The organism is Actinomadura litoris (genome assembly GCF_009733595.1).
Taxonomy (GTDB): Bacteria; Actinomycetota; Actinomycetes; order Streptosporangiales; family Streptosporangiaceae; genus Spirillospora; species Spirillospora litoris.
Map to the genome: position 1 here is coordinate 560,814 of NZ_WOFH01000001.1, position 12,036 is coordinate 572,849.

Annotated in this window: 13 protein-coding genes; 3 read left to right on the forward strand and 10 right to left on the reverse strand. The window is 67.1% G+C overall.

Features of this window, described 5'->3' with window-relative positions; all coding sequences use genetic code 11:
• Positions 1 to 36: 36 nt before the first annotated feature.
• The 9 genes from GNZ18_RS02520 to GNZ18_RS02560 are packed head-to-tail and all read right to left on the reverse strand — an operon-like array spanning position 37 to position 6,389.
• On the reverse strand, positions 37 to 2,334 hold the full coding sequence (locus tag GNZ18_RS02520; protein ID WP_156214416.1) for an FtsK/SpoIIIE domain-containing protein: 2,298 nt from the start codon (positions 2,332 to 2,334) through the stop codon (positions 37 to 39).
• On the reverse strand, positions 2,331 to 3,632 hold the full coding sequence (locus tag GNZ18_RS02525; protein WP_156214417.1) for a DUF2637 domain-containing protein: 1,302 nt from the start codon (positions 3,630 to 3,632) through the stop codon (positions 2,331 to 2,333). The genes GNZ18_RS02520 and GNZ18_RS02525 overlap by 4 nt, the downstream gene beginning before the upstream one ends.
• Positions 3,629 to 4,048 carry an RRQRL motif-containing zinc-binding protein gene (locus GNZ18_RS02530; RefSeq protein ID WP_156214418.1) on the reverse strand — a complete coding sequence of 140 codons (420 nt, stop codon included), beginning with the start codon at positions 4,046 to 4,048 and terminating at the stop codon, positions 3,629 to 3,631. The genes GNZ18_RS02525 and GNZ18_RS02530 overlap by 4 nt, the downstream gene beginning before the upstream one ends.
• Entirely contained in the window at positions 4,045 to 4,308 is a 264-nt protein-coding gene (locus GNZ18_RS02535; protein WP_156214419.1) for a hypothetical protein, read from the reverse strand. Before GNZ18_RS02535 ends, GNZ18_RS02530 begins: the two co-directional genes overlap by 4 nt.
• Complete coding sequence (locus GNZ18_RS02540; RefSeq protein WP_156214420.1) at positions 4,305 to 4,757, reverse strand: DUF3307 domain-containing protein; 453 nt, start codon at positions 4,755 to 4,757, stop codon at positions 4,305 to 4,307. Before GNZ18_RS02540 ends, GNZ18_RS02535 begins: the two co-directional genes overlap by 4 nt.
• Positions 4,757 to 5,650, reverse strand: coding sequence for a DUF4097 family beta strand repeat-containing protein (locus GNZ18_RS02545; RefSeq protein ID WP_156214421.1), 894 nt, complete (start codon positions 5,648 to 5,650; stop codon positions 4,757 to 4,759). Before GNZ18_RS02545 ends, GNZ18_RS02540 begins: the two co-directional genes overlap by 1 nt.
• On the reverse strand, positions 5,647 to 5,820 hold the full coding sequence (locus tag GNZ18_RS02550; protein WP_156214422.1) for a hypothetical protein: 174 nt from the start codon (positions 5,818 to 5,820) through the stop codon (positions 5,647 to 5,649). The genes GNZ18_RS02545 and GNZ18_RS02550 overlap by 4 nt, the downstream gene beginning before the upstream one ends.
• A 1-nt stretch (position 5,821) precedes the next feature.
• A complete protein-coding gene (locus GNZ18_RS02555) occupies positions 5,822 to 6,235 on the reverse strand; it encodes a WhiB family transcriptional regulator (RefSeq protein WP_156214423.1) in 414 nt (137 codons plus the stop codon).
• A gap of 7 nt (positions 6,236 to 6,242) precedes the next feature.
• Entirely contained in the window at positions 6,243 to 6,389 is a 147-nt protein-coding gene (locus tag GNZ18_RS02560; protein WP_156214424.1) for a hypothetical protein, read from the reverse strand.
• 169 nt (positions 6,390 to 6,558) lie between these two features.
• Here GNZ18_RS02560 and GNZ18_RS02565 point away from each other — a divergent pair, with 169 nt between their 5' ends.
• Entirely contained in the window at positions 6,559 to 7,326 is a 768-nt protein-coding gene (locus GNZ18_RS02565; protein ID WP_156214425.1) for a GntR family transcriptional regulator, read from the forward strand.
• Between the two features lie 19 nt (positions 7,327 to 7,345).
• On the forward strand, positions 7,346 to 8,506 hold the full coding sequence (locus tag GNZ18_RS02570; RefSeq protein WP_156214426.1) for a type III PLP-dependent enzyme: 1,161 nt from the start codon (positions 7,346 to 7,348) through the stop codon (positions 8,504 to 8,506).
• Between the two features lie 40 nt (positions 8,507 to 8,546).
• Here the strand turns inward: GNZ18_RS02570 and GNZ18_RS02575 are convergent, their stop codons facing one another.
• Entirely contained in the window at positions 8,547 to 9,581 is a 1,035-nt protein-coding gene (locus GNZ18_RS02575) for a DNA cytosine methyltransferase (RefSeq protein ID WP_173390615.1), read from the reverse strand.
• Between the two features lie 165 nt (positions 9,582 to 9,746).
• On the opposite strand from GNZ18_RS02575, the gene GNZ18_RS02580 reads away from it, so the two are divergent.
• Entirely contained in the window at positions 9,747 to 11,651 is a 1,905-nt protein-coding gene (locus GNZ18_RS02580; protein ID WP_173390616.1) for an ATP-binding protein, read from the forward strand.
• Positions 11,652 to 12,036 lie beyond the last annotated feature (385 nt).

Below are 12,036 nucleotides of genomic sequence, written 5' to 3' on the forward strand. Positions count from 1 at the left end.
TACCCGTAGACCGGGTTCGGCGGCGCCGGCGGGCGGTCAGCGGCCCGGGGTGGCGGCGTTGTCGAGGGCGTCGAGGATGTGTGCGCGGACGATGCCGCGGCTGTTCTCGCGCTCGCCGTTTGGTGCTGTCCGATTCACCTGCACGGTGCGGATGCCGTGTGGCTTGAGCGCGGCGGCCAGCGTGGTGGCCTTGGCGGTCTTGTGCTCGGCGTCGCTGGCGCCTTCCGGGCGCACGGCCCACGGGCCGTACACCGGGGGGCGGAGTTCAGCGAGGCGATCCACGATGACGTGGGACCAGATCTTGTCTTCGGTGTCGGTGGTGACGGAGGTGATGTCGGTGAGCAGGGTGGCGCCGTCGTCGCTGTCATTGGTGGTGTCGAGGTCGGTGCCAGCGGCGTAGCCGGTGAGGTAGCCGGTGGCGGTGCGCATGGCGCGGGCGCGCAGCGCGATGGTTTCGGCGGCGGGGGCGTCGATGTACATCGAGCGGACGATGCGGGCGGCGTCGCCCTCGCCGCGCAGGTAGCAGATGCCCTTGTCGTTGAGGCTGAACATGGTGGCCTTCAGCCCCGTCTTGTGCGCCGAGGTGCCCAGGATGAGGTCGTTGGCGGTGTGGTCCATGACCTTGAGGCAGATGCGCATGCCGGCGACGCCGGAGATGGGGGTGGGGATGGCGGCTTTGTCGGGCCGCTGGGTGGCCAGGATCAGCACGATGCCGGTCGCCGGGCCGCGCTTGGCCAGGTCGGTGCAGATCTCCTCGAACTCGGCGCCGTGCTTCTTGTGCTCGAACCACACCTGGCACTCGTCCACCGCGATGACGATCGGGTGCAGTCCTAGGGTTTTGTCCGATGCCAGTTCGGTGGTGACCTTGTTCTCCGGGCAGCGGTCCTTGGGCAGTTCCCGGATGACCTTGGTGCGGCGCCGCATCTCCTTGCGCAGGGCGCGCATGTCGGTCAGCGCGTAGGCGATGTCCTCGTCATCGTCGCCGGCGCGGTAGGCGTGCGCGACCGGTTCCAGCGCCGACAGGTCACCGGTACCCTTGAGGTCGTAAAGGTGCAGTTCGGCGCGGACATCGAGGGCGGCGATCAGGGCCAGCAGGCGCAGGATGAACGTCTTGCCCATGCGCGGGATGGCGCCGATGATCACCGAGACGAACATCAGGGTGACGTCGGTGAACCGGCCGCGCTGGTCGGTGCCGAACGGGGCGGGGGTGAACAGGTCGACCTTGCCGACCTTGGCCAGCGGCCATGCGGGCTGCTTAACCTTGGCCATGGGGCGGTCACCGACCCACAGCACCAGGCGGCCGGCGTGTTCTTCCTCCTCGCCGGCTTCTGGCCACACGCACCCGATCGGGCGGCGCAGCCCGGACGCCAGTTCCTTGCGCTTTTCCATGATGGCGTCGGCGGTGACGTCGTGCGGAAGGTCGATGTCGGAGCGCCAGCCGGGGCCGTCGCGGGTGATCGGGGACGGGAAGGCGATGCCCTCGCCGCCCTTGCCGACCGCGCGGTTGATCTCGGCGATGCCCAGCGACGCCAGCGCCCGCACCACCACATCGCTGGTGAGCTTGGGCGCCTTGGTCGCGGTCACTGCGGTGTCGAGGATGCGCTTGTCCTTAGGCGTGCCGAGCCAGCCCAGTACCGCGACCATGGCGGCCAGCACCACCGTTTGCGTGAGTCCGCTGGCGGCCGCGACCGCGGCGGCGGCCAGCCCGGTACCGGCCAGCCCGGCGCTGGTGACGAACAGCCGGGCGCGGACGCGGTCGTTGCGCTCGCTCATCAGCTTGAGGTAGGCGTCATCGTTGTTGCGGTCGATGGCGTGCGTGCGCAGCGGTCGGGACTCGATGTCGTAAGTCCATCGCCATGTGCCCGCGGCCACCCGGTACAGCCCACGCGGCGACCGCAGCGCCAGCCGCAGCGAGTACAGCGGGATGCGGGCGGCGTGGTAACCGGTGACGTGTCCGGCGTACCCGACCGCCCACCGGATCGTGGCACGGGCCTCGTTGGGGTCGCGCAGCCACGGCGCGATGATCGGGCGGCGCTTGGCGCTCTCGCCGGCCAGCCGCCGCGCGGTCACGTCCGGGCGGTAGGCGTGGGGCTGGTCGACCAACACCCGCCCCTCGATCACCTCGCCGTCGTCCCCGTCCGCCTCGCCGTCGCGGTTGCCGGGGTCGCTGAACGGGGAGGGGATGAGCTTGGGCGGGTCGGACGGCGGGGCACCAGCGCCGGCGTTGCGGGATGCGGTCTGCGGGGCGTCGAGGTCGAGTACCGGGTCGTTGGCGTGGTCGGCGTGCTGGACGGGCAGGCGGACAACCTCGCCCATGGCCTTGGTGAAGCTCATGATGCGTTCTCTCCCTCGGCGTCCGGGGCGTCGGCGGTCTGGGTGTTGGTGGGGGCGGTGGGTGCTTCGGTCTTGAGGCGGGCCAGCAGGGCGCCGACGCGGGCGTTGCCGGCGGTCTGTCCGGCGGCGCGCAGCCGCGCAGCCAGGGTGTTGCGGGTCAGGGGTTCACCGGCGGCTAGGTCGGCGACGATGCGCCACCCCAGCGGCATGAGGTCGGCCACATCCGGCGGCGGGGTCTTGGCGGTCTTGCGGGTGCGGGACCGTCCGGGCCTGCCGGAGGTGGACCGAGCGGCGCCGGTCCGCTTGCGCGGCGCGGACGGCCCAGCAGACCGGACACCGGACGGTCCGGCGGTCGGCGTGGTGGACGTTCCGGACTCCAGCGCCGGACGGTCCCCCTCGGCCACGGCCGGACGGTCCGCCGCCGCGTCAGCGGACGGGACGGCGGTCACGTTGGCGGCCGGTCCACTGGATGTGGGGGTGAGTTCGCCGAGGCGGTAGAGCGCGCGGACGCGGCGGGGTGCGCGGCGGCGCCATGCCCACCGGCCGTAGGTGTCCTGTAGGTCGGTCAGGGCGAGCACTCGGGCGCGTTCGCGGGTCAGAGCGTCGGGGTAGGAGCGGATCTCCCACAGCACCATCCGGCGCCACAGCTTGAGGGTCGGCCAGGGCGCGAGGATCCACCGGGACGGGCGGATGCCGTCCATGCGGGTGCCGTCCATGCGGGTGCCGGCAGCGATGCCGGCGCGGATCCGGATCACATGCGCGGCGATCTCCACCGCGCACACCCACAGCGCCGGGAGAACCGCGTGCGCGAGGCGCCCGAACGCGGTCGACTGCTCGGCGACGTTGAGATAGACGGTCGCGGCGGTCAGCGTCCAAGGGACCAGCCGCAGCCACCGCACCCGCATGTCGAGCCGGGCCAGCACGATATCGAGGGCGGCGAAGATCGCGATGCCCAGGTCGATACCGAGAGGCACCGACCACGCCAGCCGCCCGAACGACGGGCGGGCAGCGTCGGCGACCGCGGCGAAGCTGTTGACGAACCCCAGCAGTCCAAGCACGGCCACCAGCGCGGCGACGGTGCATACCGCGGTGAACTCGTTACTGGTCAGCGCCCGCCCCTGCGGGGCGTCGCCCCCGGCGCGGTCCGACGCGTCGGCCGCCGGCGGGTTGGTCGAGGTGGGCGGGGTGCCGTTGAGGTGCGTGATCGGTCGGAGCGGCAGGGCGGTCGGCTCGGCGGCGTGCGGATTGGTGGCCTGTGCGCCGAGGGCCGCCGGGACGTGGAGCGGCGGAGCCTTCATGCCGCGTGCCTCCTTTCCAGCGTGGTGCGGGTCGAGGTGGCGCCGCTGTCGGCGCAGTCCAGGCAGGTGCCGAGGTGGCGGGGCAGGACGTATCCGGCGTCGCGTCCGCAGTCGGGGCAGCGTCGGCGGGCGGCCAGTGCCTTGCCGAGGGCGGCGCGCTGACGCTCGGACGGGGTCCGCTTGGGCAACGCCAGGCGGACGTCGTACAGGTAGGCGGCGCGCACACCGCAGCGGTAGCGGCGGGAGTTCCAGAGCACCTGTCCGGCGATGTCCTGACCACCGGGCCGCAGGCCCTCGGCGGTGAGTTGGCGGCGGGTGCGCAGGTGCGGCGGCGCCATCCGCCACGGCCATGTGGGGATGCCGAACCGGGCGCCGGTCGGGTCGAAGAACCGGGCGGAGCTGCGGCGGCGGGTCATGCGGCCACACCTCCCGCACGGCTCATCGCGTACGCGGGCCGCTGGACTGTGACCAGGTACCAGCCGCCGTCACGCAGCGACCGATAGGCCATCCGGCCGGCGGTCACCGTCACGGCCAGCGCCGCCACGGCGGTAAGCGCGAACGTCGGGACGGGGTGAACGATCAGCAGGACAGCGCCGGCGGCGGCGAGGCGAAGCGGGGACAGGCACAGCCAGCACGCCGCGGCGAGCACAGCCAGCGCGAGAATTAGGGCGGTCATGCCGACACCCCCAGCGAGGCCAGCAGCGCCGCGGCGAACAACCAGCCGATGTGCCAGGACTGGTCCAGGGCGTAGGCGCCGGTACCGGCCGGCGCGGCGGCACCGTCGCCGAGGGCCGCGAACTCGCCCTTGCCGGTCAGCCGGGCGAGGGTGAGCAGGGTGGAACGCCGATCGGCCCAGTAGTGCGAGACCGCGTCCACCGTCAGCGCGACCGCAGCGACGCCGGGGTTGACCGGCAACCCCAGCACGACGGCCGCGAGGGTCACCGCGGCGGCCTTGACAGCGGTCAGCGTCACCACGTGCCGGACGCATAGCCACCGGCCACGCCATCCCCGCGCACCCTTGCCGATCGCCTCGCTACTGCGCTGCAACCAGTGGTCGCCGACCTCGTGCGCGGCGTACAGCGCGGCGAACACCGCCGGGAACACCATCGGGTCAGCGCCCCACATCACGCGCCCCCGTTCGTGCGGCGCGGCTGGCGGACGTGAGAGGCGGACGCGGCGCCGGGCGGGGTGTCGGTGGGCGTGGTCACGCGGCCGGTGCGGGAGGTGGCGTTGACGGCCAGCCCCTCCGCCAGCGCCGTACCGTTCGCGGTCACCGTCACGTCACCCGACACCGACCGGGCGGCGATGGCGGCGCCCGCGGTCGCGCGGATCCGGATGTCACCCGAGACGGTCGACACCTCGGCACGGCCGGCGAAGTCGGTCACCGTGACGTCCCCAGAGGTGGTCGCGGCGTACACATCATCGGCGCGGCCGAGATGGACATCACCCGACACCGACCGCACCACCGCGGCACCGTCCACCACCGCGGCCGACACATCACCCGAGGTGGTCTTGGCACGCAACGCCCCAACACCACCGGCCGACACATCACCCGCGGTCGAGGTGAAGTCGACCTCGGCGAACTCCCCCAAACACGCCAGCGACGCCGACCGGGTCAGAGCGGCCACCGACGACCCCTCGGGAAGCTTCGCAATGATCTCGATACGGCCACCGGTCGCGCCGCGACCGGTGATCTCCACACCACCGATCACGACACGGCCGCCGAGGTTGACGACGCCACCGATCTCGACGCCGGTCACGGTCTGAGTGCTACCTGCGAAGGCGACGCTGGCGGCGGTGGGGTGAACCCGCACGGTCAGGGTGCCGGTCGGCTCGTCCCACCGCAGGACGGCGTCACAGACGGCCTCGTGGACGGCGGGGTCATCGCCGCGGGCCGTCACGGTGACCTCGGCGACCGTGCGGGACGGGTCGGTGATGACGCGGATCTCACCGGCCGGCAGGTCGACCAAGAAGGCCATCGGGCCGGGACGCGTCGCGGTCAGGGTGCGGGCGGTCATCGGGCGTTCTCCTCAAGGCGCTCCATCAGCGCCAACAGCCGGGACTCGACGTCTTCGAGAGTCAGTTGCCGGTCGGCGGTCCACTTGTCGGCCGACTCGGCGAAGCACGCAGCGATGCGGCCGGTGATCTCGGCGAGTTCGACGGTGATCTGCCGGTTGGTCAGCGCCATGTCAGGCCACCTCGCCGAGGTCGAAGTTGGACAGGTCGGAGAGGGTGGCGAGTTCGGTGGCGGTGAAACCGGCCCACACCCCGTACTCGGGGCGGATCCGCATCGCCAGCTCCAAGCACGCGCCACGCAGCGGGCAGGACTCGCACACCTCCCTGGCGACCAGTTCGCGGGCCGCGCGCTCGTCCGAGGTCTCCTCGCCGTCCGGGCCGGTGTGCAACTCGGGATCGAACCGGCACTGAGCGCCGGTAATGGGCTCGCCGCGCAGGTCGACACCGGCGAGCGCGGCCGACGGAGACAGGAAGCGGGACATGGTCACCTCGTGTGAGACGGTGATCGGTCGTGAGGAGCGGTCCTCGGCGGCGTGCTTGGTGGCTTGTGCGCCGAAGGCGAGCGGCTGTGAGCGATAGACGGTCATTGCGGAATCAACCCAGGTGGCCGGAGAACGTAGTGATGGCGTGGATCACCTGGTTGACCAGCGCCGCGGCCTTCACCGGGTTGTTGATCGCGAAGATGGCCAGCGCGATGCCGGCGAGCCACTGCGGGATGTTGCTGGACTTCTGCGGAATCACGGCACGACTCCTGACGTTGAGGCGATATGCCAAACGTTTGTCGTTTGACGTAAGTCAGAGTGCGCCCGAGTCGCTGTACCTGTCAAGGGTCGCCAGTCGTTTGGCGTTTGACGTTTCGTCTGGTTAGGTAGACCTAAGCAGCACACAGACAGCAGGAAGGGGCAGTTAGATGCCCAACTCAGAGCGTCACGGGTTCCGCGAGATCGCGGCGAAAATCCGTGAAGAAATCTACGAGGGGGCGTACCCCACGGGGAGCGTCCTGCCCGCCGAACCCGAGCTGGCGGAGCGCTACGGCGCCTCGCGCAGCTTGGTGAACCGGGCGATGCAGATGCTCGCAGCCGAGGGCATCGTGCGACCCCGTCAGGGACGCGGAACCATGGTGACGTGGCTACCGCCGATGCTTCACTCGCCGGCCCGGTACGACCGCGCGGAGCGTGAGAACAACGGTGCCCGCGGCGCGTTCGACGCCGAGGTGCGAGCGCGCGGCCTGGAGCCTCAACACGAGATCACCACCGAACACGCCGAACCGCGGGCACATGTCGCCGAGCTGCTCGGCCTGCCCGCCGGCGAGGTGAACTGTCTCGTCCGGCGCCGCCGTCTGCTGGCCAGCGGCATCCCCGTCCGGCTTAACGCCAGTTGGTTCCCGCTGGAGATCGCGGGCGGGACGGTCCTGGAAGAGGAGGGGCCGGTCATCGTGGGTGGGGTCAAGAGCGCCCTCGGCGAACTCGGCTACCCACAGGTCACGGCGCGCGAAGAGATCACGCCCAGCCGTCTGCCCACCGACGCCGAAGCGCGGGCGCTGGAAATCAGCCCGGAACGTACCGTGGTGGAGATAACCCACGTGGGCATGACCGCCGAGGGCCGCGCCGTCGAGGTCACGATCTCTGTCGCCCCCGCCCACTACCTCACGGCACAGTACGAGTTCCCGCTCGCCTGACATCCGGAGACCACACCCCATGATCACGCGACTCGTCGAAGACCACGCCCGGACGCTCGCCGCGGACGCGCACCTACCCGCGTTCGTCTACGACCTCGCCGCACTCCGGGACCACGCAGCCGAGGTCAAGGCGGCACTCTCAGCGCCAGGCGCGCCGGAGATCTTCTATGCCGCCAAAGCCAACCCCGATGTCCCGATCCTGCGCGCCCTCGCTCTATACGTCGACGGCATCGAGGTCGCGTCCGGCGGTGAGCTGGCGCACGTGCGCGAGGCACTCCCGGACGCACGGTTGGCTTTCGGCGGCCCCGGCAAGACCGATGACGAACTCGAACTAGCGCTCAACCTCGGAGTCGAGCGCATCCACGTCGAAAGCCCGTACGAGCTCTCCCGCCTCGCGCGCATCGCCGAGGCGGCCGGGCGCGAAATCGACATCCTGCTACGAGTCAACCTCGCCAGCGACCGCAGCAGCGTCGTGCTGGCCATGAGCGGCCCGTTTGGCATGGACCCCGAACTCATGGACACCTGCACCGACACCCTGACCGCCTCGCCGCACGTACGCCTACGCGGAATCCACGCGCACCTAGCGTCCGGGCTGGACGCAACCGCCATGGCGGCCCAGTCCGCCGAGATCCTCGCATGGGGCCGCGCATGGCTCGACAGGATCGGCCACACCGGGCCGCGGGAGTTCAACCTCGGCGGCGGCATGGCCGTCGACTACAGCACACCGGGTACCCGCTTCGACTGGAAGCAGTACGGCGCCGAGGTCGCCGCCCTCGCCGAGCCAGGCGAGACATTGCGCATCGAACCGGGCCGGTCCATCAGCGTCTACGCAGGCTGGTACGTCACCGAAGTACTGGACGTAAAGAAGGCACACGGCCAGTGGTACGCCGTCCTACGCGGCGGCACCATGCACATCCGGACACCGGTCACCAAACAACACAACCACCCGTTCGACGTCCTCACCGGCAACAGCGACGGCCCCACGGTCGCCGACGAGCCCGTCACGCTCGTCGGCCAGCTCTGCACACCAAAGGACGTCTTCGCACGCGAGGTCCCCACAGACCGCATCGCAGTCGGCGACCTAGTCGCCTTCTCCATGGCCGGCGCCTACGCCTGGAACATCTCCCACCACGACTTCCTCATGCACCCGAAGCCGCACTTTAGATACTTGGACGCATAATCCTTTTGAGGCCCCGGGCACATCTGCCCGGGGCCGACTATTAGCGCCCGAGTATAGCCCGCACCACCTCGCCGAGGGCGGCCGCCATGCGAACCGGAACGGCGTTGCCTATCTGCTGTTCTATAGACCCATAGTGGCCCATGAACCGATAGGTCAGCGGGAAAGTCTGAAGAACTGCCGCCTCCCGAAGAGTTATTCCCCGATGCTCCGTGGGGTGGATGAAACTTCCACACGCCGGTGTGGTGCATCGAGTCGTCATCGTCGGCGCGGGCGCGTCAAGACGAATGCGTCCGTAAGATGCCGTCGCTGTCCGCCCTGTAACCCGCCTATGGCAATCGAGTTGAAGGTCAGGTGGCAGATCAAACCTACTGCCGTTCACCGGAACCGCAGCAATGCGGGCCGCCACCTGGGGGCTGTTCTGCCGATATCGATCGAGAGGATCGTCGCGGATTTCACTCTTGCGGAGCAGATCAAAAGCTTCTTTGACTGTAGTTTCAGTCAGTTCAAAGCGCTCCGGGATTAGATCTGTTATTTTCTCCGGGAGGCGGCGCCGAACAGCTCTTGACGCACCAATGATAATGAGCCTCTTGCGGCGTTGAGGTACGCCCAGATCAGCAGCGTTCACCTTGTACTGTTTGAAGCGATAGCCCACCGCTTCCAGCGTTGCCAGGAGTTTCGGAAGTCGATTATCCCGCGCAAGGCCCGGTACATTTTCCAGCAAAATCACGCGAGGTCTGAACGCGAATACGAAATTGGCAACATCAAGAACTAGATCATTGCGTTCTTCGTCAATATCACCACTTGCAAGAGTGGAGAATCCTTGACACGGAGGACATGCTTTAAGTAGCTCAAGGCTGCCTCGCCTCAATCCCAATTCTCGCCTAAAGGCATCAGGATCGAGCTGCCGTATATCGATTTGCTTGAGTAGTACGTCGGGATGGTTGGCCTGGTATGACTGACACGCGTAGGCGTCATTCTCCACTGCGCCGATGACCGAGATGCCAGCCTGGCGCAGCCCAGCCGTAGCGCCGCCGGCGCCGGCGAACAGGTCCACAGCTCTCACAGCGCTGCCCACCCACCTGATCTTAGTGGCCACTACCGGCTCTTGTCTTGCTCCAACTTGCCAAACGAGTGACGCTATGCCTTGCCATGCCTCACCCCAGTCGTGAGGACGACCCGTCCAGGAAGGGTATCTAGCATGACGGATGGCCGGCTGCAACTGAAGTTTGGCGGATCCTTGGTGGAGCAGCTCGGAGCACAGCTGTATCCCAGCGTCACCGCCACAGTCGCCGAGCTAATCTCGAACGCTTGGGATGCCGACGCTAAGCACGTTTGGATTCAGATACCGTTCGGTAAGTGGCAACCGGACGATGAGATCGTGGTGCTGGACGACGGGCATGGCATGACCCGCCAGCAGGCTCAGGACACGTATCTCGTCGTTGGCAGAAAGCGGCGAATCCAGTTTGGCAACAAGTCGGAAAGCCAGGGCAGGCTTGTTCATGGACGCAAAGGTATTGGAAAGCTTGCCGCGTTCGGGACGGCTGGTGTTTTGGACTGCACCACAATTCGCTCAGGCGAACGCACTGACTTTCGATTGGATTACGATCACATTCGACAGCTTTCGCCTGCCGAGGATTATGAGGTTGAAGACGTATCAGAGCTACAACCGATGGTGACCCCTGATGGAGACGTCCTAGAGCACGGAACGCGTGTCCGGCTTTCGCGACTTAAGCTTAAGAAGAGTATCTCGCGGGACCAATTTATGCGCTCAATGTCCCGCCGCTTTGCCCTCAGCGAGAACGAAATGCAGATCATCATCAACTCGTCCGAGGGGCTGAAGCGCTTCGACATCAAATGTCAGTTCAGGTTTCCGAAAGACGGCGTACCTACCGGTGATGTTCACGTAGCTGCTAACGGCTGGGCGGAAGAGACGCTGATCAACGAGGCTGGGGATCCCCGCCCGGTCCGATGGTGGATCGGCTTTACCGAGAAGCCTCTTGACGAGGATGCACAGCAAGGAATCTCCATAATCGCCAATGGAAAGATGGCGCAGCGCCCCTTCAAGTTCGAATCCTCCCAGGGGACGGAGGGGCAATTGGGACAGGAATATCTCGTCGGCGAAGTGCGCGCCGACTGGCTTGACATTGGCGTGGACATAGAAGACGACCTCATCCAGTCGAATCGCGACCAGTTGCAGCTGGAGGACGAGAGGCTGCAATTCTTCCTCGACTGGGGGCGCAGACGTCTCCGCTGGGCACTGAAGGAGCGCAACACGCTGCGCCGAGAGGCCACATATGAAAAGGTGCAGGTTAATGAGGATGTGAAGGAGATCCTAAAGCCGTACACAAAGACGGAGCAGCGACGGCTTCTTAATGTCGCGCGCACCGTGTCGAAGATACCGGAGATAGACGAGCGTGGCCTCGCCGACGCCATGAAGTCGGTCGTCAATGCTCAGTCCGAGAAAGCCGTACGAGAACTTATGGAGGAGATCGAAGAACAAGACGACGCATTTCAGGAGCGCGTTTGGCAGATTGTGCACGACTTCGGCCTCATAGATGCGAGGCGAGTGCTGAGCATAATTGAGGCACGACTTGCAACGATCAGAAAGCTGAAAGACGCTATCAAGAACGGCGCCCGCGAGGTGCCAGAGATCCATAAGATCGTCATATCTGATCCATGGCTTCTGGATCCCAGGTGGAACATTATCGCCGACGAGGTCGACGTATCAACGCTGGGCGTTGCCTACGATCCGGAGGAAGGCGAAGACGGACTTCGCCTTGATTTCATCTTTGCCCTTGCTCCTCATCCGCCAGCAAGGCTGGACGAGGTCATCGTGGTCGAAATCAAAAGAGGTACAGACGCAAAGGGCAAGGAACGAAAGGTGACACATGACGAGGTCACGAAGTTTCACCTATACGTGCTCGCAGTCAGGGAGCATTACCAGAGAAGCACGGAACATCCCGCCGTGCGCGGTTTGATGATCACTCAAGCGTACACGGCCCAGGCGGATAGCTTGAGGCGCAGTCTTGAAAGCTCGACCGACGTTCGTCTCTCCTTCAGGACATGGGACAGGGTCATCGAGGAAACCGAGCGCATGCACGTCGCTTGGCTTAACGTCTCCAAAGACCGCATCGCCGAAGGATGAGGCATGGTTAAACCACGCGGCGAGCTGGCGCGGCTGGTCGGCGTCGAGCCAGGACCGCGTGACCGCGTAGCTACGCGTCGCGGGTGCGGCCAAGGTCTGACCCGCGCCGTCGCAGAATCCGCAGAACCCTCGCGCCGCTTGTCGGCCGGGTTGCCGACCTCAGAACCGCGCGCCGCGTATTGCCGCGGAAATCCGCGTAATCCCGTGACCTGCGACGATACCCGCCAGGTGGCAGGGGCGACGGGGTTTCTGCGGCGGTTCGCCGGGCCTTCTGCGCACACCGCGTGACCTGGGCGGCCGCCCGCCGGCGAGGTCGAGACGGCTTTCTGCGGATTCTGCGGATTCTGCGGCGGGGGTCCGCGGGTTCCGGCCCCTCCCACCCAGG